Annotated in this window: 20 protein-coding genes and 1 pseudogene; 10 read left to right on the top strand and 11 right to left on the bottom strand. The window is 63.0% G+C overall.

Features of this window, described 5'->3' with window-relative positions:
* The first annotated feature begins 151 nt into the window (after positions 1-151).
* The 3 genes from BLS27_RS12185 to BLS27_RS12175 all read left to right on the top strand — a co-directional run bounded on the left by BLS27_RS12185 (position 152) and on the right by BLS27_RS12175 (position 3,201).
* Entirely contained in the window at positions 152-1,405 is a 1,254-nt protein-coding gene (locus BLS27_RS12185) for an OprD family porin (RefSeq protein WP_090344968.1), read from the top strand.
* A 190-nt stretch (positions 1,406-1,595) separates the two neighbouring features.
* Entirely contained in the window at positions 1,596-2,525 is a 930-nt protein-coding gene (locus BLS27_RS12180; protein WP_090344966.1) for a LysR family transcriptional regulator, read from the top strand.
* A gap of 151 nt (positions 2,526-2,676) precedes the next feature.
* On the top strand, positions 2,677-3,201 hold the full coding sequence (locus tag BLS27_RS12175; protein WP_090344964.1) for an Mpo1 family 2-hydroxy fatty acid dioxygenase: 525 nt from the start codon (positions 2,677-2,679) through the stop codon (positions 3,199-3,201).
* A 43-nt stretch (positions 3,202-3,244) separates the two neighbouring features.
* Here the strand turns inward: BLS27_RS12175 and pcaC are convergent, their stop codons facing one another.
* The 9 genes from pcaC to pcaR all read right to left on the bottom strand — a co-directional run bounded on the left by pcaC (position 3,245) and on the right by pcaR (position 12,936).
* Entirely contained in the window at positions 3,245-3,637 is a 393-nt protein-coding gene (pcaC, locus tag BLS27_RS12170; protein WP_043206417.1) for a 4-carboxymuconolactone decarboxylase, read from the bottom strand.
* Between the two features lie 10 nt (positions 3,638-3,647).
* Entirely contained in the window at positions 3,648-4,439 is a 792-nt protein-coding gene (gene pcaD / locus BLS27_RS12165) for a 3-oxoadipate enol-lactonase (protein WP_090344962.1), read from the bottom strand.
* Between the two features lie 11 nt (positions 4,440-4,450).
* The gene (locus BLS27_RS12160) at positions 4,451-5,803 is read right to left on the bottom strand and encodes a 3-carboxy-cis,cis-muconate cycloisomerase (protein WP_090344959.1); all 1,353 of its coding nucleotides are present in this window, start codon (positions 5,801-5,803) and stop codon (positions 4,451-4,453) included.
* A 9-nt stretch (positions 5,804-5,812) separates the two neighbouring features.
* Positions 5,813-7,102: an MFS family transporter gene (locus BLS27_RS12155; RefSeq protein ID WP_043206413.1), complete on the bottom strand. Its 1,290-nt coding sequence runs from the start codon at positions 7,100-7,102 to the stop codon at positions 5,813-5,815.
* Positions 7,103-7,276: 174 nt separating this feature from the next.
* On the bottom strand, positions 7,277-8,482 hold the full coding sequence (gene pcaF / locus BLS27_RS12150; protein ID WP_180962712.1) for a 3-oxoadipyl-CoA thiolase: 1,206 nt from the start codon (positions 8,480-8,482) through the stop codon (positions 7,277-7,279).
* Positions 8,479-9,258 (bottom strand): CoA-transferase subunit beta, encoded by a 780-nt coding sequence (locus tag BLS27_RS12145; RefSeq protein ID WP_043206411.1) that lies wholly within the window; start codon positions 9,256-9,258, stop codon positions 8,479-8,481. The genes pcaF and BLS27_RS12145 overlap by 4 nt, the downstream gene beginning before the upstream one ends.
* The gene (locus BLS27_RS12140) at positions 9,255-10,115 is read right to left on the bottom strand and encodes a CoA transferase subunit A (RefSeq protein ID WP_043206410.1); all 861 of its coding nucleotides are present in this window, start codon (positions 10,113-10,115) and stop codon (positions 9,255-9,257) included. Before BLS27_RS12140 ends, BLS27_RS12145 begins: the two co-directional genes overlap by 4 nt.
* 258 nt (positions 10,116-10,373) lie before the next feature.
* Complete coding sequence (pcaK, locus tag BLS27_RS12135; RefSeq protein WP_090344955.1) at positions 10,374-11,720, bottom strand: 4-hydroxybenzoate transporter PcaK; 1,347 nt, start codon at positions 11,718-11,720, stop codon at positions 10,374-10,376.
* 340 nt (positions 11,721-12,060) lie between these two features.
* Entirely contained in the window at positions 12,061-12,936 is an 876-nt protein-coding gene (gene pcaR / locus BLS27_RS12130; protein ID WP_232095196.1) for a pca regulon transcriptional regulator PcaR, read from the bottom strand.
* A gap of 561 nt (positions 12,937-13,497) precedes the next feature.
* On the opposite strand from pcaR, the gene BLS27_RS12125 reads away from it, so the two are divergent.
* Together BLS27_RS12125 and BLS27_RS12120 are read left to right on the top strand one after the other, a co-directional pair.
* Positions 13,498-13,698 (top strand): hypothetical protein, encoded by a 201-nt coding sequence (locus BLS27_RS12125; protein ID WP_043206523.1) that lies wholly within the window; start codon positions 13,498-13,500, stop codon positions 13,696-13,698.
* Between the two features lie 319 nt (positions 13,699-14,017).
* Entirely contained in the window at positions 14,018-15,490 is a 1,473-nt protein-coding gene (locus BLS27_RS12120) for an inorganic phosphate transporter (RefSeq protein ID WP_043206408.1), read from the top strand.
* A gap of 91 nt (positions 15,491-15,581) precedes the next feature.
* On the opposite strand, the gene BLS27_RS12115 is transcribed toward BLS27_RS12120, so the two are convergent.
* The gene (locus tag BLS27_RS12115; RefSeq protein WP_043206407.1) at positions 15,582-17,057 is read right to left on the bottom strand and encodes a helicase HerA-like domain-containing protein; all 1,476 of its coding nucleotides are present in this window, start codon (positions 17,055-17,057) and stop codon (positions 15,582-15,584) included.
* A gap of 166 nt (positions 17,058-17,223) precedes the next feature.
* Between BLS27_RS12115 and BLS27_RS24210 the strand changes: the two are divergent.
* From BLS27_RS24210 to gpgF, 5 genes and pseudogenes are all read left to right on the top strand, one after another.
* A pseudogene (locus BLS27_RS24210) lies at positions 17,224-18,243 on the top strand (HAMP domain-containing protein); the annotation flags it as partial.
* 90 nt (positions 18,244-18,333) lie between these two features.
* Complete coding sequence (locus tag BLS27_RS24205) at positions 18,334-19,098, top strand: methyl-accepting chemotaxis protein (protein WP_371906703.1); 765 nt, start codon at positions 18,334-18,336, stop codon at positions 19,096-19,098.
* Between the two features lie 229 nt (positions 19,099-19,327).
* Positions 19,328-20,440 (top strand): N-acetylglucosaminyl phosphatidylglycerol synthase, encoded by a 1,113-nt coding sequence (gene gpgS, locus BLS27_RS12105; RefSeq protein ID WP_371906704.1) that lies wholly within the window; start codon positions 19,328-19,330, stop codon positions 20,438-20,440.
* Positions 20,433-21,197, top strand: a complete 765-nt coding sequence (gene gpgD, locus BLS27_RS12100) for an N-acetylglucosaminyl phosphatidylglycerol deacetylase (RefSeq protein ID WP_090344953.1) — start codon at positions 20,433-20,435, stop codon at positions 21,195-21,197. Before gpgS ends, gpgD begins: the two co-directional genes overlap by 8 nt.
* On the top strand, positions 21,194-22,186 hold the full coding sequence (gpgF, locus tag BLS27_RS12095; protein WP_043206403.1) for a glucosaminyl phosphatidylglycerol flippase: 993 nt from the start codon (positions 21,194-21,196) through the stop codon (positions 22,184-22,186). Before gpgD ends, gpgF begins: the two co-directional genes overlap by 4 nt.
* Positions 22,187-22,331: 145 nt before the next feature.
* Here the strand turns inward: gpgF and purU are convergent, their stop codons facing one another.
* Positions 22,332-23,183 carry a formyltetrahydrofolate deformylase gene (gene purU / locus BLS27_RS12085; RefSeq protein WP_043206402.1) on the bottom strand — a complete coding sequence of 284 codons (852 nt, stop codon included), beginning with the start codon at positions 23,181-23,183 and terminating at the stop codon, positions 22,332-22,334.
* Positions 23,184-23,342 lie beyond the last annotated feature (159 nt).

Raw genomic sequence — 23,342 nt, 5'->3', positions numbered from 1 at the left:
GTTCCGCATTGGGCGAATTGCCTCGCCCTCACCTTGCACCGCACCATCGCCCACGCAACGTTGCACACGCTCTCACAAAAGACGCCACACCCTGCGGCCCGCACCCGCAGCGCACCGGCTCGCCCGAATAAAAACAAGAGATCCGCAACCGATGAGCACTTTGCAACCCGCACGCCAACTGCTGCCCGGCCTGTTGGCCCTGTCCTGCGCCCTGCCCTCCCTGGCCGCTGAAAGCGGTTTCGTGGAAGGCGCCAAGGCCACCCTCAACCTGCGCAACTTCTACATCAACCGCAACTTCGTCGACCCGGTCAATCGCCAGAGCAAAGCCGAGGAATGGACTCAGAGCTTCATCCTCGATGCCCGCTCCGGCTTCACCCAGGGCACCGTCGGTTTCGGCGTGGACGTGCTCGGGCTGTATTCGATCAAGCTCGATGGCGGCAAAGGCACAGCCGGCACTCACCTGCTGCCCGTGCACGACGACGGCCGCCCCGCCGATGATTTCGGCCGCCTTGGCATCGCGCTCAAAGCCAAGGCGTCGCAGACCGAACTGAAGGTCGGTGAATGGATGCCCGTGCTACCGATCCTGCGCTCGGACGATGGCCGCTCACTGCCACAGACCTTCCGCGGCGGCCAGCTCACCTCCCAGGAGATCGCCGGGCTGACCCTGTATGCCGGCCAGTTCCGTGGCAACAGCCCGCGCAACGACGCCAGCATGGAAGACATGTCGCTCAATGGCCGCGCCGCCTTCACCTCCGACCGGTTCAACTTCGCCGGCGGCGAATACACCTTCAACGACAAGCGCACGCTGGTTGGCCTGTGGAATGCCCAGCTCAAGGACATCTACCGCCAACAGTACGTCAACCTGGTGCACAGCCAGCCTCTGGGCGACTGGACCCTGGGCGCCAACCTCGGTTATTTCGTCGGCGGCGAGGACGGTGCCGAGCGCGCTGGCAAATTGGACAACCGCACCGCCTCGGCCATGCTCTCGGCACGCTACCAAGGTCATACGTTCTACCTGGGCCTGCAGAAGGTCAGCGGTGACGACGCCTGGATGCGGGTCAACGGGACCAGCGGTGGCACCCTGGCCAACGACAGCTACAACTCAAGCTTCGACAACGCCAAAGAGCGCTCCTGGCAGGTGCGACACGACTTCAACTTCGTCGCCCTCGGCGTGCCCGGGCTGACCCTGATGAACCGCTACATCAAAGGCGACAATGTGCAGGCCGGCGGCGTCACCGACGGCAAGGAGTGGGCGCGGGAAACCGAGCTTGCCTACGTGATCCAGGCCGGTTCCTTCAAGGACCTGTCGCTTAAATGGCGCAACTCCACCATGCGCCGGGATTTCAGCACCAACGCGTTCGACGAGAATCGACTGATCATCAGCTACCCGCTGAACCTGCTCTAGCCAGGACACTTCGCGGGTAAACCCGCTCCAACAAAGATCACCGTCGACTTTGTGGGAGCGGGTTCACGCCGCGCATCGTCTGATCACCGGCAAATAGCCAAAAAGAATAATTAAATCAAATAACATTCTTTGACGATATATGTAACGACCCGCTAAAACCGAGCCCTGATCCCCGCACCAGAGCCCGAACATGGACCTTCGCCAACTGCGCTACTTCATTGCCCTGACCGAATATCGCAGTTTCGTTCGCGCCGCCGAAGCCATGGGCATTACCCAGCCGGCCTTCAGCCGCGCCATCCAGGGCCTGGAGCAGACCTTGGGTTGCCCGCTTGTCGACCGCGCCAGCAAGGCGCTGCAGCCCACCCCTGAAGGGCAGGTGGTACTGCAACATGCCAGGCGACTGGTCCAGGGTGCCGCGCAGTTGAGCAACGATGTGCTCCAGATGACCAAGCTCGACGCCGGCGAGCTGCATTTCGGCAGCGGGCCGGCCCTGGCTGCGCGTCTGGTGCCCGAGGCTCTGCGCCATTTCATCCAGACCCACCCAGGGATCCTCACCCGCTTGCAAGTGAACAACGCAGAGCAGCTGGGCCAGGCACTGCGCCGTGAGCAAATAGAGTTCTTCGTCGATGACATCCGCCCCTTCGAGGCCGACCCGTACTTTCATACCGAACCGCTGACGCCACGCCCTGGCCTGTTCTTCTGCCGCCCCGGGCACCCCTTGCTGGCCAAGGACAGCCTGTCGACCAACGACCTGTTCGCCTATCCACTGGCCAGCGCCCTGCTCGTTTCCGGTGTGCGCAAACGACTGGCCAACTTGAGCGGGCGCAGCGACTTCACGCCTCACCTGCAAACCGAACACTTGGCCGTGCTGCGCAGTGTCGTGCTGGCCAGCGACGCCATCGGCAACGCCAGCGAAGAGGCGATCGCCGAGGACCTGGCAGCCGGCCGCCTGGTTCGGCTGCACTGGCGCAACCTGCCGCCAAGGCTGGAGGTGCTGAGCGTGCGATGTGGGGTGATCAGCCGCAGTGGCTACCGGCTGTCGCCTGCGGCGCGGGCCATGATCGAGACCCTGGTGAGACTCGACACGCCCGCACAGCCCTCCGCCCGCAGCCTGGGGTAACGCCATTCGCTGCGGTGATAACAGGCCATCACCTGCACCAGGTTCCGGCCATGATGTCCGGGCGCTATGCTCAGACAAGCCCTTTCGCAGGGAAACCTGCGAAAACGCCGGGACAGGCATCAGCCAATCAGGCCCCCAGGGAGAAACAACAATGAAAACCCTCGTCGACCACCTGAGCCAGTACGCCAGCTACCACCGTGACCCACGCAATATCGCCACCCATTTCGTCGGGATTCCGCTGATCGTGCTGGCAGTGACCATCCTGCTGTCACGCCCCGGCGGCTCAATGCTGGGGGTGTGGCTTTCCCCGGCGCTGCTGGTCGCCGCCGCCTCGGTGTGGTTCTACCTGCGTCTGGATGTGCGCTTCGGGCTGGTGATGGGCGCGTTACTGGGCGGGTGCCTGTGGGTTGGCCAGACACTTGCGGTACAGGCCACCGGGCTGTGGCTGAGCGCCGGGCTCGGCGCCTTCGTGGTGGGCTGGATCATCCAGTTCGTCGGCCATTATTACGAAGGCCGCAAGCCGGCGTTCGTGGACGATATCAGCGGGCTGATCATCGGGCCGCTGTTCGTGGTGGCGGAGCTGGCGTTCATGTTGGGGCTGTGTCCGGCGCTCAAGCGCACCGTGGAAACCAAGGCAGGTCCGGTGGCGGTGCGCCAGAAGAAAGCGGCAGCCTGACGTCACACACCTGCGAGGGGCCGCAATGCGACCCCGCCAGGTTTCACTGCCGCGACTCGACCCCCAGCTCATCCCACACCGACTCAGCCAGGTGGAAGGTGGCATTGGCCGCCGGGATCCCGCAATAGATCGCACTCTGCATGATCACTTCCTTGATCTGCTCTCGCGTCACGCCGTTATTGGCGGCCGCACGCAGGTGCAGCTTGAGCTCCTCGTTGCGGTTCATGCCGATCAGCATCGCGATGGTGATCAGGCTGCGGGTATGCCGGGGCAAACCCGGGCGCGTCCAGATATCGCCCCAGGCATGCCGGGTGATCATCTCCTGGAACTCGCCATTGAAGTCGTTGAGCTTTTCCAGGCTGCGGTCCACATGGGCATCGCCAAGTACGGCGCGGCGCACCTGCATGCCTGCCTCGTAGCGTTGTTTCTCATCCATCGCCAATTCCTCAGCAGGTCAGCAGAAAATCGAGCACCCGGCGGGTGAACGGTGCGCCGATCTCGACATTGGACAGGTGCGCCGCAGCAAACTCCACATAGGCTGCCCCCTGGATCTGCACCTGCATGAAGCGACCGTGTTCCGGGGTGGTCACCACATCCTCGGTCCCCGCGACGATCAGGGTCGGCACCTTGACGCTGACCAGTTGCTCACGAAAATCCGCATCACGCACCGCGGCGCAATTGGCCGCGTACCCCTGGGGGGAAGTCTGCGCGAGCATCTGGCAGATACGTTGAGCCTGATCGGGTTGGGCCTGGGCAAATCCTGGGGTGAACCAGCGCGCGATAGAGGCATCGCGCAAATCGACCATCGCCTGCTGACCGCCCTTGAGCACCGTGTCGATACGGGTGTTCCACACTTCGTCGTTGGCGATCTTGGCCGCAGTGTTGCACAGGGTCAGGCTGAGTAGGCGGTGGCCGGCATTGATGCCCAGCCACTGGCCGATCAGGCCGCCCATGGACAGGCCGACGAAGTGGGCCTGCGGGATATCCAGCGCATCGAGCAGCGCTAGCACATCGCGGCCTAGCTGTTCGATGCGGTAAGGGCCTTCGGTGACCTGCGAGCCGCCATGACCACGAGTGTCGTAGCGCAACACGCGAAAATGCTCGGACCACGCCGGAATCTGGGTGTCCCACATGTGCAGGTCGGTACCCAGCGAGTTGGACAACACCAGCACCGGGGCGTGCTCTGGGCCGTCGAATTGGTAGTTCAATACGCCATCGGCCAGTTGCAGTAGCGCCACAGCGGTCTCCTTCAGGCAGTGAAACGTTGATGTTCGGCCACGGCCCGCGCCACCCAGACGCGGGCCTGGCCCAGGTAGTGGGCAGGGTCGAGCAGACGGTCGAGTTCTTCGGCGCTCAGCTCGGCGCTGACTTGCGCGTCCTCGCCCAGCACCGCGCGCAGATGGCGCTGCTCGGCCACCGCACGTTGGCAACAGTCCTCTAGCAGATGGTGGGCGCGATCACGCCCCAGGCGCTGGGCCAGGACGATGCTCACCGCCTCGGCCAGCACCAGGCCCTGGGTCAAATCCAGATTGCGGCGCATGCGCGTAGCATCGACCTCCATGCCCTCGGCGATCACCTGGGCCTGGCGCAGGGCGCCGGACACCAGGCAGCAGATTTCCGGCAGGGTTTCCCATTCGGCGTGCCACAGGCCCAGGCTACGCTCGTGTTCCTGAGGCATGGCGGCGTACATCGTCGATACCAAGCCCGGCACCCGCGTGGCGGCGCCGATCAGCACCGCGGCGCCTACCGGGTTGCGTTTGTGCGGCATGGTCGAAGAGCCGCCCTTGCCCGGCGCGGAGGGCTCGAACACCTCCCCAGCCTCGGTCTGCATCAGCAAGCTCACATCGCGCCCGAATTTGCCCAACGTGCCGGCCACCAGCCCCAGTACCGAGGCGAACTCCACCAGCCTATCGCGCTGGGTATGCCAAGGTTGCTCGGGCAGGCTCAGGCCCAGGTCCGCAGCAAGCCCTTCAGCGACCGGCAGAGCCTTGCTGCCCAAGGCCGCAAGACTGCCAGAAGCACCGCCGAACTGCAGGCAGAGCAGCCGTGGACGCAGTTGTGCAAGACGCTGACGATGGCGGGTCAACGCGCCCAGCACACCGGCCAGCTTCATGCCCAGGGTGACGGGTGTGGCGTGTTGCAACCAAGTGCGCCCTACCAAAGGGGTATCGGCATGTAGCAGGGCCTGGCGCGCCAGGGTCTCGGCCAGCTTGGCAAGATCGGCCTCGATCAGCGCCAGGGCATCGCGTAGTTGCAGCACCAGACCGGTATCCATCGCGTCCTGACTGGTCGCGCCCAGGTGAACGTAACGCTCGGCCTCCGGTACGCCGCTGGCGATCACTTTGCCCAAGGCCTTCACCAAGGGAATCGCCGAGTTGCCCGCCGTGGCGATGGCCTCGGCTAGGGCGCGGATGTCATAGCGCTCGGCATGGCAGGCGGTCTCGATGGCCGCCACGGCACTGTGCGGTACCAGCCCGACGGCCGCTTCGGCGCGCGCCAGGGCAGCCTCGAAATCGAGCATGCCCTGCAGGCGACCGCGATCGCAGAAGATCTCGCGCATGGCGGGCGCTGTGAAGTAAACGTCGAAGAGCTGGTGGGTCATGCAACGTCCTTAATGATCATGGTGCAGGTACGCAGCCTGCTTCGGCAGGCGCAGACTGAACAGGAAGGCCACCGCCATCATGGCGGTCACGTACCAGTAGAAGGTGTTCTCCATTCCCAGGGTTTTCAAGCCCAGGGCCACGTATTCGGCTGAACCGCCAAATACCGCGTTGGCCACCGCATAAGCCAGGCCGACGCCCAAGGCACGCACTTGCGTGGGGAACATCTCGGCTTTCACCAGGCCGCTGATCGAGGTGTAGAAACTGACGATGCACAGCGCCAGCGTCACCAGGACGAAGGCCAGCAATGGGCTGGTCACGGTCTTGAGCGCCATCAGCAGTGGCACGGTGAACAGCGTCCCCAAGGCGCCGAACAACATCATCGAGTTACGCCGGCCAATGCGGTCGGACAACATGCCGAACAGCGGCTGCAGGATCATGAATAGGAACAGCGCCCCGGTCATCACGAAGCTGGCGCTCTTGGCGTTCATCCCGGCGGTGTTGACCAGGAACTTCTGCATGTACGTGGTGAAGGTGTAGAAGATCAGCGAACCGCCGGCGGTATAGCCCAGCACGGTGATGAACGCCGCGGCGTGGTTACGGAACAGCCCGCTGATGGTGCCGGCCTCTTTGTCCTGGCGGGTTTCGGCGCTGCTGGTCTCTTTCAGCGAACGGCGCAGCATCAGCGAGATCAGCGCGGCGATGGCGCCCACCACGAACGGGATACGCCAGCCATAGGCACGCAGCTCATCCTCGGTCAGCAACTGCTGCAGGATCACCACCACCAGCACCGCCAGCAACTGCCCACCGATCAGCGTGACGTACTGGAAAGAGGCAAAGAAGCCGCGCTGCCCGCGCAGTGCCACTTCACTCATGTAGGTCGCGGTAGTGCCGTATTCACCGCCCACCGACAGGCCCTGGATCAGCCGCGCCAGCAACAGGAGGGCCGGCGCCCAGGTGCCGATGCTCGCATAGGTAGGCAGACAAGCGATGATCAGCGAGCCGCCGCACATCATCAGCACCGAGATCATCAGGGAATTCTTGCGCCCATGGCGGTCAGCCAGACGGCCGAAGATCCAACCTCCGATCGGACGCATCAGGAAGCCTGCGGCGAACACCCCAGCAGTATTGAGCAACTGCACGGTGGGATCGTCCGAAGGGAAGAACGCCGGGGCGAAGTAGATCGCGCAGAAGGCATAGACGTAGAAGTCGAACCATTCCACCAGGTTGCCCGAGGAGGCACCGACGATCGCGAAGATGCGCTTACTGCGTTCTTCGCCTGTGTAATAGCTAGAGGTCATGACGTGCTTACTCCTGGAAGGCCATTGCTAAGTCTAGACACACCCAGTAACAGTCTCGTTCCGCAGCCCGGCCTGCACCTTACGTGGAGCGAGGTTCCGGCAGTCCCTATTCGCGGGTAAATCGGAGCGCTAAACCGCCGCTCCGATTTCCCCGCGATGGGTCCAAACACCCGATCAAACGCGCTCGATCGCCAATGCCAGCCCCTGCCCAACGCCCACGCACATGGTCGCCAGGCCTTTGCGCCCGCCGCGCTTCTCCAACTGATGCAGTGCGGTCAGCACCAGGCGGGCCCCGCTCATGCCCAGCGGATGGCCCAAGGCAATGGCCCCGCCGTTGGGGTTGACCTGAGGGGCGTCATCGGCGACACCCAGCTCGCGCAGTACGGCCAGGCCCTGGCTGGCGAAGGCTTCGTTCAGCTCGATGACATCGAAATCTGTCACCGCAATGCCCAGCCGCTCCGTCAACTTGCGCACCGCAGGCACCGGACCGATTCCCATCACCCGAGGCGCCACACCGGCGCTGGCCATGCCCAGCACCCGTGCACGCGGGGTGAGGCCGTGCTTTTTCACCGCTTCAGCCGACGCCAGGATCAACGCGGCCGCACCGTCGTTGACGCCCGAAGCGTTGCCGGCAGTGACCGTCTTGTCCGGGCCATTGACCGGTTTGAGCTTGGCCAGAGCCTCCAGAGTGGTCTCCGGGCGCAGGTGCTCGTCCTGCTCGACCAGGGTCTCGCCCTTCTTGTGAACGATACGCACCGGTACGATCTCTTCGGCGAAGAACCCAGCCGCCTGGGCTGCCGCAGCCTTCTGCTGGCTGCGCAGGGCGAAAGCGTCCTGGTCGGCGCGCGAAACCTGATAGTCGTCCGCCACGTTGTCGGCCGTCTCGGGCATGGCATCCACGCCGTACTGGGCCTTCATCAGCGGGTTAATGAAGCGCCAGCCGATGGTGGTGTCCTCAAGCTTCATGTTGCGCGAGTAGCCGCTCTCGGCCTTGCCCATGACGAAAGGAGCACGGGACATGGACTCCACCCCGCCAGCGATGGCCAGCTCCATCTCGCCGCTGGCGATGGCGCGGAACGCGGTGCCGACAGCATCCATTCCCGAGGCACACAGGCGGTTGAGGGTCACGCCCGGAACGCTTTGTGGCAGGCCGGCCAGCAGCAGCGCCATGCGCGCCACGTTACGGTTATCCTCGCCGGCCTGGTTGGCACAGCCCAGGAACACTTCGTCGAGCTGCGTCCAGTCGACCTGCGGGTTGCGCTCGATCAATGCCTTGAGCGGCACCGCCGCCAGGTCATCGGCACGCACGCCGGCCAAGGCGCCGCCGAAGCGGCCGATGGGGGTGCGGATGGCGTCGCAGATGAATACGTCACGCATCAGGCTTCTCCTGCCGTCTGGCCATGGGCGGCGGCGGTACGGGCCTCAAGGTCGCGCAGCGCGCCCAGCTCGACCTCGGTGGGGGCATCGGTGGTCTGCACGCTGTCGGCAAAGCGGATCGGCCAACCGGTGGCGGCAATGATCTGCTCGCGGGTCACGCCTGGATGAATCGAGGTGACCACGAACTCATGGGTGCCGGCTTCCGGTTCCATGATGCACAGGTCGGTGATGATCCCGACCGGGCCCTCGCCCGGCAGGCCCAGGCGTTTGCGCGAATCGCCGCCCTCGCCGTGACCGACCGACGTGATGAAGTCCAGTTTCTCGACGAACGCACGAGGCGACTGCTTGAGGATGATCAGCACCTGCTTGGCGGAACCGGCGATCTCCGGTGCGCCGCCAGCACCCGGCAGGCGCGTCTTGGGCGCGTGGTAGTCACCGACAACGGTGGTGTTGATGTTGCCGAAGCGGTCGACCTGGGCAGCGCCAAGGAAGCCCACGTCAATGCGCCCGCCTTGCAGCCAATAGCGGAAGATCTCGGCGGTTGGCACTACGGTATCGGCGGTTTCAGCCAGCTCGCCGTCGCCGATCGACAGCGGCAACACGCTGGGCTTGGCACCGATCGGGCCGGATTCGTAGATCAGCACCACGTCCGGGGAGGACGTCAGGCGTGCCAGGTTGGCGGCCTTGGACGGCAGGCCGATCCCCACGAAGCAGACCGCGCCGTTACGCAGGCGACGGGCTGCGGCGACAGTCATCATCTCGGAAGTGGAATAGTTCATTGCGCAGCCTCCGCGGTGCTGGCCAGCTTGGCCTTGAATTCATTGAAGTCAGCGGTGCCACGGATGTAGGTGTCGATCCAGGCAGTGAACGACTCACGGTTGCGCGCAATCGGGTCCCAGGCTTGGTAGAAGCGGTTGTCGCGCTCGTAGTAACCATGGGCGTAGGACGGATGGGCGCCGCCGGGCACCAGACATACGGCGCTGAGCGCCCAGGTCGGCAGTACACAGGCGTTCATCGGGGCCTGCAGGTCATCGACGATTTCCTCGACCGTGACGATGCAGCGCTTGGCCGCCAGGGCCGCTTCCTTCTGCACGCCCAGGATGCCCCAGAGCAGTACGTTGCCCTTGCGGTCGGCTTTTTGTGCGTGGATCACGGTGACATCCGGGCGCACCGAAGGCACGGCGGCGAGTACTTCGCCGGTGAACGGGCAGGTCACGCTCTTGATCAGCGGGTTGACCTTCGGCAGGTCGGAACCTGCGTAGGCGCGCAGCACGGCAAAGGGCAAGCCCGAAGCACCGGCGACGTAGGCATTGGCCAGGTCGGCGTGGCTGTGCTCTTCGATTTCGATGGCGTGAGGCCAGTGTTTTTCCACCGCATCGCGCAGGCGGTGCAGCGAGCCCACACCGGGGTTCCCGCCCCAGGAGAAGATCAACTTGCGCGCGCAACCGGCACCGATCAATTGGTCGTAGATCAGGTCCGGGGTCATGCGCACCAAGGTCAGGTCCCGCTTGTTCTGACGGATGATCTCATGGCCGGCGGCGGTCGGGATCAGGTGGGTGAAACCTTCGAGGGCGACGGTGTCGCCATCCTGGATGAATTGCTTCACGGCATCATGAAGCGAGAGGATTGCTGCCATTGGAGACTCCTGGTCAGGACGAGTCGGGTCAGGGAGCAGCGGGCCGATGCATCGCTGCGATGGGCTCAGATTAAGGAGGACGCCGGGGCGCTTACAATCCGATAATCGCACTTTTGTGCGATTATCGAACCATTTGTTGTTCCGCTATCAATTCGTCCCAGACCCAGGGCACACCTGCGTGGAGCCGGGTTTAACCGCGAAACAACGGTGAGGTGCACCCTCTCATCTGCGGGTAAATCGCTCCTCCACCCTGAGCGATCAGGTCGCGTCGGCGTGGCTCACCAGCCCTTTGACCACCACACCCACGGTGGCCAGCGCCGCTGGCACCAGCAGCGCGGTCAGCACCTGTTCGAAGTTCCAGCCAAGTCCCAGCAACGTCGCGCCGCTCCAGGCCCCGAGGATCGCGCCGAACCGGCCGATGCCGAGCATCCAAGACACCCCGGTGGCACGCCCTTGAGTGGGGTAGAACCGCGCTGCCAACGAGGGCATGGCCGATTGCGCGCCGTTAATGCACATGCCCGCCACCAGCACCAGGGTGGCCAGCAGAGTCATGTTGCCCAGGCTCTGCCCGACTGCGTAGGCGAACACACCCGCCAATAGATAGAACAGACCAATGACCTTGTGTGGGCTGAAGCGGTCCATCGCCCAGCCCACGCCAACCGCGCTGAGTACGCCACCGAACTGGAACAAGGCGCCAATGAACGCGGCCTGCTCCATGCTGGCACCACTGTCACGCATCAGGGTCGGCAGCCAGCTGGTCAGCAGGTAGACGATGACCAGCCCCATGAAGTAGGTCAGCCAGAGCAAAACGGTGCCCAGACCATAGGTGCCGGAGAAGATCACCGTGAACACGTTGCCGGCGGCCACCGCCTTCTGTTCCGGCACACTGAAGCTCGCCGCCTCAGCTACCTTGGCAGGAGCGATCGGAGCCAAGGCCTTGCGAACCTTGTCGATCCCGCGATTGCGCACCACCAGAAACCGCGCGGACTCCGGCAACCACACCAGCAGCACCACCGCCAACAGCAGCGGCAGCACGCCACCGAGCACCAGCAGGCTATGCCAGCCGTAGGCGGGGATCAGCTTGGCGGAAATGAAACCACCGCCTGCCATGCCCAGATTGAAGCCACAGAACATGCTGGTGACCAGCAATGACTTGAGCCGCTCGGGGGTGTACTCGGAGAGCAGCGTGGTGGCATTGGGCATACCAGCGCCCAGCCCCAGGCCAGTGAGAAAACGCAGCACCAGCAGTTGATCGACGTCGGTGGCATAGGCCGAGGCCAGGCTGAAGCCGCCGAACACCAGCACCGCCCCGACCAGCACGCCCTTGCGCCCGAAGCGGTCAGCCAAAGGCCCCGACCCCAGGGCACCGAACACCATGCCAATCAGCGCAGCGCTCATCACCGGGCCAAGGCTTGCGCGATCGATGCCCCACTCCTGGGACAGGGCCGGCGCGATGAAACCCATGGCCGCGGTATCCAGGCCATCGAGGAAGACGATCAGAAAACACAGGATCACCACCCGCCACTGATAGCGGGACAGTGGCTGGTCGTTGATGAAGGACTGGACGTCGAGGCAGTTTCCGACAGCGGTTTGCGGTTTATTCATTGTTGTTGTCCGGAAAATGAGGCGCAGACAGGCCACTGCACACGGAGGATGTGCAGGGAGCAGGATAAGCGAATGCGTCGGTGGATCAGCCGGAAAGCGGCGACGCTGCAGGCGGGTGCGGCCGCGACAGCGAAAGGACAATGCTCATGGGGTGCGTCTCGAATGTTGTTATTGTCCGGTCGGCAAACCGACCGTTGCGCAAGACATTAATCAGCGCATCCCAGGTGCGCAATTCATGGAAAACGAGACTGTGCGTTAATCGAACAAGAAACGCGTGGCGCCGTTCGGCCTGTGGATAAATGCAGACCGTGAATGGGCCGCGAAGCGGCCCTGGGCATTGCTATCCAAATAGCTGGTGGCAGAGGTCGCGGCTGGCCGCCAGCAGGATCGGCAGGAAGCGCTGCTCCAACTCGCTGCGCGTCACCCGACCCACGTGAGTACTGACGTTGAGAGCGGCCAGTACCTGCCCCGAGGCGTCGTAGATCGGCACCGCGATCGAGCGCAGGCCCTGTTCCAGCTCCTGGTCCACCACGCACCAGCCTTGGGCGCGCACCTGCTGTATGCAGGCGAACAGTGAGTCCGGATCGTGCAGGGTTCGACTGGTGCGGGCTTTGAGGTCGGCGCGTTCGAGGTATTCCCAGAGACTGGCATCGTCCAGTGCTGCCAGCAGGATACGCCCCATCGAGGTGCAGTAGGCCGGCAAGCGGCCGCCCACCGAAAGGTCGACCGAGATCAACCGCTCCACCGTTGCCGAACGGGCGATATACAAAATGTCGTCACCTTCGAGCGTCGCCATGTTGGCCGCTTCGTGCAACTGATCGCTGATCCGATCCAGGTAAGGCTGCGCGGAGACCGCAAGAGGTGTCGAGGACAGATACGCATGCCCCAGGGTCAGGACCTTGGGCAACAACGAATAGGTGCGCCCATCGGTGGTCGCGTAACCCAGTTTGATCAGGGTATGCAGACAGCGGCGCACCGCCGCCCGGGGAATCTCGGTGCGATGGCTGATCTGTGCGATGGTCAGGTGGCGCTTGCGCTCCTGGAAGGCCTGGATGACCGCCAGCCCACGGGCCAGCGAAGTCATGAAATCCGGGTCGCCGGTAAAGGCCTGGATACGTTTGGCGGGCGAGGCCACGATCGGCGGGGCCAGTGCAGGCGCTGCGGTACGTCCCGGCTCCGGATTGGCGGAAGCTTTGTCCAGGGTTTCTTCGCTCATGGTGAACCTCAAAAAAAACGGTCGCTTGTGCGATTATCGAACCAACGGCCGATAATCGCAATTGACCGCTGACACTTTTACTTATACCTTTCTCCTGCCACATGTGGCTTCTTTGGAGAGACTGGTCAGGTACCCACCGTAGAAGTCCCAGGCAACGGCCTCGTTTCCCACGAGGCCGTTTTTGTTTTCCTTGTTGTTCGCCCGAACTTTCATGGACGAGCACACCTCAAACTTTCACGGCCAGTCTGATTATCGCCATTGTGCCCACTACATAACTTTGAATGTTTGGCACGTGCCGCTAAAGAATGATGGCCATTGACTTATCGATTGCTATAATCGAATGCGCTGGCCGGATCGTTCATTCAGAACGATATTCGTCGACGTTCCCACGGAGACGCCGCCAGTCAGGTGCAGGGCTCAGGGCCTACCCCGTTAATCCAAGTGCCATGTACCTCATGGATCCTGTCGCTGCGACAGCATGTTCGCCTTGGCGACGTAGCCGTCTGCATAACTTTGCATGATGAACGCCAAGGCAAAATTTCAACCTATTCGGGTATGACTGTGACGAAAGAAGAACTGCGCGCGGAACTCGAGCGCCAGGCTGAACGTTACAAGGAAGTATACGGTGGTGAAGTGACCACTTACGCCGCGCAATTGGAACCAGAGCGCAAACCTTGGCGCAAGCGCGCCACTGTCCAGGACCAGGTCTTCGCCCAAGAGCTGGAAAAAATGGAAAAGGAACTGCGCAGCGAGAACACCTGACCCGGTGTGCCTTGCGAAGCGGCGCACCACCGCCTTCAACGCGGTGGTGCGCAGCGGTCCTTTTATCGATGCGCCATGATGAAATGGAATTACACAAATTTCATACGATCGTTTGAAATAACCACCATATTCATGATTGCGGGTTTTAGCTGCTTTTTTGTGGTTTTTTAGCGATTTTAGTCGTGAAAAACCCTACCTATCTTGCATCGAATCGCCGCTTCCCTGGGATGTTTCCCGTCTCGTCGATCGGTTGCAGGGGCATCGATTGCCAAGGTTTTCTGGCATAATCGCGCCCCCCTATGACCGCCAGACAACCTTCATGATCGATTTATTCAGCGGACTGGATGCGTGGGTGCTGGTGAGCTTGCTGCTCGCTCTGACCTTCGTGCTCGCATTCGAGTTCATCAATGGCTTTCATGACACCGCCAACGCGGTAGCCACCGTCATCTATACCAAAGCCATGCCACCGCACCTGGCCGTGTTCTTCTCCGGTGTGTTCAACTTCCTCGGGGTTCTGCTCGGCGGCGTCGGGGTGGCCTATGCCATCGTCCACCTGCTGCCAGTCGAACTGCTGATCAATGTGAACACCGGACACGGGCTGGCCATGGTCTTCTCGTTGCTGGCCGCGGCCATCACCTGGAACCTCGGCACCTGGTACTTCGGCATCCCCGCATCCAGCTCTCATACCCTGATCGGCTCGATCCTGGGCGTGGGCCTGGCCAATGCCCTGCTCAACGACATCCCCCTCGGCGATGGCGTCAACTGGCAGAAAGCGATCGACATCGCCATGTCGCTGGTGATCTCGCCCATGGCCGGCTTCGCCGTCGCGGCCCTGGTATTGATCGGCCTCAAATGGTGGCGCCCGCTGTCGAAGATGCACAAGACACCGGAACAACGCCGCAAGCTGGACGACAAGAAGCATCCGCCATTCTGGAATCGCCTGGTGCTGGTGATTTCCGCGATGGGCGTCAGCTTCGTGCACGGCTCCAACGACGGCCAGAAAGGCATCGGCCTGATCATGCTGGTCCTGATCGGTATCGTTCCTGCCAAGTTCGTCCTCGACCTGAACAGCACCACCTACCAGATCGAGCGTACCCGCGACGCCACCCTGCACATGAGCCAGTTCTACCAGCGCAACGCCGCCACCCTGGGCGAGTTCCTGGCACTGGGCAAGGCCAAGTCGACCGACCTGCCGGAGCAGTTCAGCTGCAATCCGCAGCAGACCGAACCGACCATCGCCGCCCTGCAATCGTCGCTGCACGGTGTCACCGACTACCGCGACCTGAGCGCGGAGAAGCGCGTCGAAGTCCGTCGCTATCTGCTCTGCCTGGATGACACCGCCAAGAAGGTCGGCAAGCTCCCAGGACTGGAAAGCCGTGAAAAGGCCGACCTCGAGAAGCTGCGCAAAGACCTGACCGCCACCACCGAATACGCACCGTTCTGGGTGATCGTGGCTGTCGCCCTGGCCCTGGGCCTGGGCACCATGGTCGGCTGGAAGCGCGTGGTGCTGACCGTCGGCGAGAAGATCGGCAAGCAAGGCATGACCTACGCCCAGGGCATGTCGGCGCAGATCACCGCAGCCTGCGCCATCGGCTTGGCCAACGTTTTCAGCCTGCCGGTCTCGACCACCCACGTATTGTCGTCGGGTGTCGCCGGCACCATGGTCGCCAACAAGAGCGGCCTGCAAGGCGGCACCGTGAAGACCATCCTGCTGGCCTGGGTCCTGACCCTGCCGGCTTCGATGGGCCTGGCCGCCGGCCTGTTCTGGCTGGCCTCCAAGGCGATCGGCTGATCGATACCGCTGTCATGAAAAAGGCGCCTTCGGGCGCCTTTTTCATGGGTTCACGATGCCTAGCACCTGTGAGTGCTGGCGCCACTGGCCACTACCGCCGTTTGCCGCCCAGCAGCGAGCCCATCAGGCCACGCACCAATTGGCGCCCCAACTGATTGGCCGCCTGGCGCACTGCCGACTTGATCGCCTGCCCCGCAGCACTCTGCAAAAACTCTCCAGCCTTGTCGGCGAAGCTCTCCTCATCGGCCTTGGGCTGCGGCACGGGCTCCACCGGCTCGCCCTTGCGAGCGGTCAGCATCTCATAAGCCGATTCACGGTCGACTGGTTTGTCATAACGTCCCGCCAGTGGCGAGGCTGCAACCAGCGCTTTGCGCTCGGTCTCGGTCAACGGCCCGATACGCGACTGCGGTGGCGCTACCAGTACCCGCTGGACCATTTCCGGCGTGCCTTTCTCCTGCAGGGTCCCTACCAATGCCTCACCGATACCCAGTTCGGTCAACACGGCGAGTGCATCGAATGCCGGGTTAGGACGGAATCCGTCGGCCACGGCCCTGAGCGACTTCTGCTCCTTGGCGGTGAACGCACGAAGCCCATGCTGGATACGCAGCCCCAACTGCGCCAGCACGGCATCGGGCAAGTCCCCTGGCGACTGGGTCACGAAATAAACCCCTACGCCTTTGGAGCGGATCAGTCGAACCACTTGCTCGAGGCGATCCTGCAGGGCCTTGGGGGTGCCGTTGAACAGCAGATGCGCCTCGTCGAAGAACAACGCCAACACCGGTTTGTCGGCATCACCACGCTCGGGCAACTGTTCGAACAACTCGGCCAACAACCATAAAAGGAAGGTGGCGTAGACCTTCGGCGCCTCATGCACCAACCGGCTGGCATCGAGCAAGTGGATGCGCCCTCGCCCATCGCGGTCCGGGCGCAGTAGATCCTCCAGTTGCAGGGCCGGCTCTCCGAACAGGGCCTCGGCCCCCTGTTGCTCCAGAGTCGCCAGGCGACGTAGCAGGGCCTGGGTGGAGCCCGTGGTCATCAATGCGCTGTCCTCACCCAGCAATTGCGGGTTGTCCTTCAAGTGCCCGAGCAGCGCCTTGAGGTCCTTGAGGTCCAGGAGCAATAGCCCTTCGCGGTCAGCCACCTTGAAGGCTGCGTATAGTGCTGCCTGCTGGCTGTCGGTCAGCTCCAGCAAGTTGCCCAACAACAGAGGCCCCATTTCACTGAGTGTCGTTCGCAAGGGATGACCCGACTCCCCTGCAATATCCCACAAGGTCACGGGATAGGCCTGAGGGCGGTGGCCCAACCACGGCATTGCGGCGATACGCTCGGCCACTTTGCCCTGCGGGGCTCCGGCTGCCCCCAGGCCGCACAGGTCGCCCTTCACGTCGGCGGCGAACACCGCAACTCCCGCATCGCTGAAGACCTCGGCCAGGCGTTGCAGGGTCACGGTCTTGCCCGTCCCTGTGGCACCGGCAACCAGCCCATGACGGTTGGCCAGGCGCATGGCTTGGCTCACTGGCTGGCCGTCAGGCCCCGCCCCCACAACTATTTGCGAAGTATCCGACATCTTCTTTCATCCTCTATTCAAGCTTTGCCGCATAACGGCCGATACCCCGTGGTGCTACTCATTCTGAAAGACAGGAACATCCCGAAAAGGACCTCCGGTGATTGTTGCACTGTTTTCAAGCTGCCTTCGTGCGAACGACCCGATAAAAACCTTAGCGGACCACGCCATGAACAAAAGCCTACGTTTCAGCCACAAGATTCTCTTGGCGGCGTCTTTGATCGTGATACTCGCCTTCAGCCTGTTCACCCTCTACAACGATTATCTCCAGCGTAATGCCATTCGCGCCGACCTGGAGAGTTATCTGGCTGAAATGGGCGAATCCACCTCGACCAACATTCGCAACCTGTTCGATGGCCGAATCAAGTTAGTGGAAAACCTGTCGCAGAACATCGCACAGAATCCGGCCAATGCCGAAACCTTCATGAGTCAGCAAGCCCTACTGTCGAGCTTTCTCACCGTCTACCTGGGCAAGGTGGACGGCGGCTTCAGCGTGCGTCCCGATTCCAAGATGCCCGACGGCTACGACCCTCGCGTGCGCCCCTGGTACAAGGACGGCATGAACGCCAGTGGCGCCATGCTGACCGAACCCTACATCGACTTGACCACCAACAAGATGGTCATCGGTATCCTCAGCAAGGTCTCGAGCACTGTCGGTGTGGTCGGTGGGGACCTGGCCCTCGACGGCCTTGTGGACATCATCAATTCGCTGGACTTCGGCGGCATGGGCTACGCCTTCCTGGTCAACGACCAAGGCAAGATCCTGGTACATCCGAACAAAGACTTGGTGATGAAGTCGCTGTCGGACCTGTTCCCACAGCAAACACCCAAGCTGTCCGGCGAGCTGACCGAAGTCGAGTCCGACGGCCAGGCTCGCTTGCTGACCTTCACCCCGATCAAGGGGCTGCCTTCGGCCAACTGGTACATCGGCCTGTCGGTAGATAAAGACAAAGCCTTCGCCATGCTCAGCACCTTCCGCACCTCGGCGGTGATCGCGACGATCGTGGCGGTGGTCATCATCATTGCCCTGCTGGGTTTACTGATCCGCGTGCTGATGCAGCCCTTGCACACCATGACCCGTGCGATGGAAGACATCGCCGAGGGTGAAGGCGACCTGACCAAGCGCCTGCAGATCCATCAACACGATGAGTTCGGCATCCTCGGCACGGCGTTCAACCGCTTCGTCGAGCGTATCCACGCCTCGATCCGCGAAGTGTCCTCGGCCACCGAACAAGTCAACGAAGTGGCCTTGCGGGTGATCAGTGCCTCCAACTCGTCGATGGCAAACTCCGACGAGCAGGCCAACCGCACCAACAGCGTCGCCGCCGCCATCAACGAGCTCGGCGCCGCTGCCCAGGAGATCGCCGGCAACGCGGCCCAGGCCTCTCAGCACGCCACCTCGGCGCGCCTGCTGGCCGAAGAAGGCCAGCAGGTGGTGGAGCGCAACATCGAGGCGATGAATCGCCTGTCCGACCTGATCGTCACCTCCAGCGCCCACATCGAGACGCTCAACAACAAGACCGTCAACATCGGCCAGATTCTCGAGGTGATCACCAGCATTTCCCAACAGACGAACCTGCTGGCGCTCAACGCGGCGATCGAGGCCGCCCGTGCAGGCGAGGCTGGCCGCGGTTTCGCCGTGGTCGCCGACGAAGTACGCAACCTCGCCCACCGCACCCAGGAATCGGCACAGCAAGTGCAGAACATGATCGAGGAGCTGCAGGTCGGTGCCCGTGAGTCGGTCGAAACCATGGGTCAGAGCCAGCGCCACAGCCAGGACAGCGTGGAGATCGCCAACCAGGCCGGCGAGCGCCTGGACAGCGTGACCGTGCGTATCGGCGAAATCGACGGCATGAACCAGTCGGTGGCTACGGCCACCGAGGAGCAAACCGCCGTGGTCGACTCGATCAACATGGACATCAACGAAATCAACATGCTCAACCAGGAGGGCGTCGAGAACCTGCAGGCTACCCTACGCGCCTGCACGGACCTGGAACAGCAAGCCACCCGCCTCAAGCATCTGGTCGGCAGTTTCCGGATCTAAGAGCTTCAAGCCGCAAGCTTCGAGCTTCAAGCCGCAAGAACAGCAGGCAGGGCGCCGCTGGCTCTTGCAGCTTGAAGCTTGCAGCTCGCACCCTGCAGCTTGACGCTGACCGCTGCCTCCCTCCGATCGAACAAACTATCCTTCAGTAAGGTCAACCTTTAGGCGCGTCATCGCCTGCTCATCGCAGCCCGATGACAGACCCGAAGACGATCCCGGAGGGATGCTGATCGTGCACATCGCTGACATCACCATGTTCTACGCCCCGGCCAGTGGCGGCGTACGTACCTATCTTGATGCCAAACATCGCCGACTCGACGCCAGGCCCGGCGTGCGTCACAGCCTTTTGATTCCTGGCGCCAGCGCCACCGATGCCGATGGCATCTACCAGGTGCCGGCGCCGCCCCTGCCCTTTGGCAACGGCTACCGCTTTCCCGTCCGCCTGGCCCCTTGGTGCAACGTGTTGCGGCGCCTGCAGCCTGACCTGATCGAAGTCGGTGACCCCTACCTCACGGCCTGGGCCGCCCTGGAAGCGCGGCGCAAGCTCGACGTACCGGTAATCGGCTTCTACCACTCCGACTTGCCGCTGCTGGTGAGCAACCGCATGGGCAACTGGTTCACCCCCAACGTCGAGGCCTATGTCAGCAAACTGTACGGCAACTTCGACCGCGTGCTGGCGCCCAGCCAAGTGATGGCTGACAAGCTGTGTCGGCTAGGCGTCAAGGACGTGCATGTGCAACACCTGGGCGTCGACCTGTGCACCTTCAACCCCGAACACCGCGATCCGGGCCTTCGGGCCGAACTGGGAATCCCCGACACCACGCGCCTGCTGGTGTTCGCCGGGCGTGGCTCGCGGGAGAAGAACCTGCCGGTGCTGCTCGACTGCATGAGGCGATTGGGCCGCCACTATCATTTATTGTTGGTCGGCTCGAACATGCCCGCCAATGTGCCGGACAATGTCAGTGTCATCGACCATTTCTGCCCACCTCAAGAGGTCGCCCGGCTGTTCGCCAGTGCGGACCTGCTGGTACATGCAGGCGATCAGGAAACCTTCGGCCTGGTTATCCTCGAGGCTATGGCCAGTGCCCTGCCCGTGGTCGCGGTACGTGCCGGCGCCTTCAGTGAAATCGTCGATGAACGCTGCGGACGCCTGTGCACACCCAACGACGCCCAGGCCATGGCTAACGCTGTGCGCGAAACCTTCGAGGCCGGTGTCCGTCGGCTGGGAGCCCAGGCCCGTCGTCATGTCGAACTGCACTACGCCTGGGACCATGTGGTCGATGGCCTGCTGGAGCACTACCAGGCCGTGCTCGGTCACCAGCCGCAGGTACGCGCCCATGGTTGAGACAGACGCCGCGCCGCGTAGCCTGATGCTGGTGCTGCACGATGTCGCGCCCGAAACCTGGCCGGACTACCAGCCGTTCGTCCAGGCCGTGGAACGCCTGGGCAACGTGCCCATGACATGGCTGGTGGTGCCGGACTTCCATCATCGCAATCCCCTGTCCCGCTCGCCGACCTTCTGCCGCTTGCTCGAACGACGCTTGGCACAGGGCGACGAGCTGGCCCTGCACGGCTATTTCCATGCTGATGATGGGCCCCCGCCGCGCAGCGCCCGCGAGTTCTTCATGCGCCGAATCTACACCCATGAAGGCGAATTCTATGGGCTAGATGAGGCCGAGGCCCTGCTGCGCCTGGAAGCCGGCTTGGAAGTGTTCGACCGCCACGGCTGGCCGGTGGCCGGTTTCGTCGCCCCGGCCTGGTTGATGAGCGAAGGCACACGCCAGGCCCTGCGTCGGTTGCCGCTGCGCTACACCAGCACGCCCCAGCACCTCTATCGCCTCCCGGAGTTCACCGCCATCCAGGCCCCCGGCTTGGTGTGGAGCGCCCGCAGTGCTTGGCGACGGGGGCTTTCGCGGATGATCTGCGACTGGCAAGGGCGACGCTGGCGCAATGCAGCCACGCTGCGCCTCGGCCTGCATCCCGTGGATATGCGTCATCCGGCCTCTCGCGACTACTGGTTGCAGACATTGCAAACGTTGCTAGCGCAGGGACGTCAACCCCTGACCAAATCCGCCTGGCTGGCGCGTCAGGTCCAGGCATGAACCGCCTGGGCTGGCTGGGCCTGGCACTGCTGCTGGCGTTGCTGGTACCCACCTTGCTCGGTGGCAGCGATTTGCTGGCGCGCCTACGCGCCTTTGCCCCGAGCCTGATGGCTGTGCTACTGGGCATGATCCTGCTGTGCTGGGTGATCAATGCCGTGCGCCTGCGGCTGCTGCTCGGCCAACAAGGGGCACGCCTCGGCCGGGTACGCAGCCTGGGTGTGGTCATGGCCACCGAATTCGCCATCTGTACCACCCCTGGCGGCAGCGGCGGACCATTGACCCTCATGGCCCTGCTGGCGCGCGAGCGTATCGGCCCGGCGCGCAGCGGTGCGGTGTTCGCCATGGATCAGTTGAACGATCTGGTGTTCTTCTTCTGCGCGATGCTGGCGATTGCTGGCTATGCCCTGTTCCACAGCCTGGGACATACCCAGCAGAGCATGCTGTTGGGCAGCGCCCTGTTGCTGTGTTCGGCGCTGCTTGGGATTCTCGCGTTGCTGCGCTACCGGCGCACGGTGATGCGCCTGAACGGCCGGTTACTACGCCGCTTGGGCATGTCGGCGCGGCGCAGACGGCAATGGGCGCGCAAGCTGTTGCGTTTCGTCCATGCACTGACGGACACCTGGCGCCTGCCCAAGCGCATCCTGATTCTGGTTTTCAGTTTGACTTGTGTGCACTGGAGCCTGCGCTACAGCGTGCTGTACCTGGTTCTGCGAGGGCTGGGTGTGGAGCTTTCGTGGATTCCAAGCTTTCTGGTGCAGATCCTGTCACTCAGCGCCGGGCAGTTCAGCCTGCTGCCAGGCGGAGCCGGAGCCGCCGAATTGACCTCGGCGAGCCTGCTGACGCCCCTGGTGGGCAGCTCTACGGCGGCGGCGGCGATCCTGATCTGGCGCGCGGTCACTTACTACTTCTACCTGATCGCCGGGGGCCCGGTATTCGTTTGCCTGTTGGCGCGTCCGTTGCTGGAGCGCTGGCGTCGTCAGGCGAGTTGAGCTGGCGCCAGAGCGCGGCGGCATCCGGGAAGTGGGTGCCAGCCTCTTCGCTCAAGCGCTCGAGATCGAAGCGAGCGAGGCACCCCTCGCCCAGAGTGGGCGGCGACGCCGCCGCAGCCTTGTCGCGGGGATCGGCCATCGGCGCTTAGTCGAACACCACGGTTTTGTTGCCATGCACCAAGACACGGTCTTCCAGGTGGTAGCGCAGGCCGCGGGCCAGCACCATCTTCTCCACGTCACGACCGAAACGCACCATGTCTTCAATGCTGTCGGCGTGGGTGACACGCACCACGTCCTGCTCGATGATCGGACCGGCGTCCAGCTCTTCGGTGACGTAGTGGCAGGTCGCACCGATCAGTTTCACGCCACGCAGCGCCGCCTGGTGGTACGGCTTGGCGCCGACGAACGATGGCAGGAAGCTGTGGTGGATGTTGATGACTTTTTCGGCGTATTCCTGGCACAGCTGCGGCGGCAGGATCTGCATGTAGCGCGCCAGCACCACGACATCGGCCCCATGCTCCTGGACCAGACGCGAGACCTCGGCGAACGCCGGTTGCTTGTCCTTGGGATCGACCGGGACATGGAAGAACGGGATGCCGTGCCACTCGACCATGCTGCGCAGGTCGTTGTGGTTGGAGATCACGCAGGGAATTTCGCAATCGAGCTCGTCGGTGTGCCAGCGATGCAGCAGATCGGCCAGGCAGTGGGATTCGCGGCTGGCCATCAGCACCACGCGTTTCTTCTGGGCCGAGTCGGTGATCCGCCAGGTCATGGAGAACTCTTCGGCGATCGGCGCGAACGCCTCGCGAAACGCTTCGATGCCAAATGGCAGGGATTCGGCGCGGATCTCATGGCGCATGAAGAACCAACCGCTCTGCTCATCGGAGTGGTGGCTGGCTTCGTTGATCCAGCCGTTGTACAGGGCCAGGAAATTACTGACTTTTGCCACGATGCCGACACGGTCGGGGCAGGCAATCACCAGTCGATAGGTGCGCATGAAGGAGACTCCGGAAACTTCGCAAAGGCGCACATTCTAGCGGCCCGCCAGAAAAAACGCAGTAATGATTGCCCGCTACAGCACACACGCTCGGCCCGCGAGGGGCAAAGCTGCCAATTGAGCCGACCACGTAGGAAATGATGAATTTGTCGGGCGATA

This window comes from Pseudomonas guariconensis (assembly GCF_900102675.1).
GTDB lineage: Bacteria > Pseudomonadota > Gammaproteobacteria > Pseudomonadales > Pseudomonadaceae > Aquipseudomonas > Aquipseudomonas guariconensis.
The sequence above is the reverse complement of the archived record's forward strand: the minus strand, read 5'-3'. Positions and strand labels throughout refer to the sequence as shown.

Bases quoted from the DNA above. Each gene is read 5' to 3' on its own strand.
- BLS27_RS12185 (WP_090344968.1), top strand. From the start codon at position 152: ATGAGCACTTTGCAACCCGCACGCCAACTGCTGCCCGGCCTGTTGGCC.
- BLS27_RS12180 (WP_090344966.1), top strand. From the start codon at position 1,596: ATGGACCTTCGCCAACTGCGCTACTTCATTGCCCTGACCGAATATCGC.
- BLS27_RS12175 (WP_090344964.1), top strand. From the start codon at position 2,677: ATGAAAACCCTCGTCGACCACCTGAGCCAGTACGCCAGCTACCACCGT.
- pcaC (WP_043206417.1), bottom strand. From the start codon at position 3,637: ATGGATGAGAAACAACGCTACGAGGCAGGCATGCAGGTGCGCCGCGCC.
- BLS27_RS12160 (WP_090344959.1), bottom strand. From the start codon at position 5,803: ATGACCCACCAGCTCTTCGACGTTTACTTCACAGCGCCCGCCATGCGC.
- BLS27_RS12155 (WP_043206413.1), bottom strand. From the start codon at position 7,102: ATGACCTCTAGCTATTACACAGGCGAAGAACGCAGTAAGCGCATCTTC.
- BLS27_RS12145 (WP_043206411.1), bottom strand. From the start codon at position 9,258: ATGAACTATTCCACTTCCGAGATGATGACTGTCGCCGCAGCCCGTCGC.
- BLS27_RS12140 (WP_043206410.1), bottom strand. From the start codon at position 10,115: ATGGCAGCAATCCTCTCGCTTCATGATGCCGTGAAGCAATTCATCCAG.
- pcaK (WP_090344955.1), bottom strand. From the start codon at position 11,720: ATGAATAAACCGCAAACCGCTGTCGGAAACTGCCTCGACGTCCAGTCC.
- pcaR (WP_232095196.1), bottom strand. From the start codon at position 12,936: ATGAGCGAAGAAACCCTGGACAAAGCTTCCGCCAATCCGGAGCCGGGA.
- BLS27_RS12120 (WP_043206408.1), top strand. From the start codon at position 14,018: ATGATCGATTTATTCAGCGGACTGGATGCGTGGGTGCTGGTGAGCTTG.
- BLS27_RS12115 (WP_043206407.1), bottom strand. From the start codon at position 17,057: ATGTCGGATACTTCGCAAATAGTTGTGGGGGCGGGGCCTGACGGCCAG.
- BLS27_RS24205 (WP_371906703.1), top strand. From the start codon at position 18,334: ATGGCAAACTCCGACGAGCAGGCCAACCGCACCAACAGCGTCGCCGCC.
- gpgD (WP_090344953.1), top strand. From the start codon at position 20,433: ATGGTTGAGACAGACGCCGCGCCGCGTAGCCTGATGCTGGTGCTGCAC.
- gpgF (WP_043206403.1), top strand. From the start codon at position 21,194: ATGAACCGCCTGGGCTGGCTGGGCCTGGCACTGCTGCTGGCGTTGCTG.
- purU (WP_043206402.1), bottom strand. From the start codon at position 23,183: ATGCGCACCTATCGACTGGTGATTGCCTGCCCCGACCGTGTCGGCATC.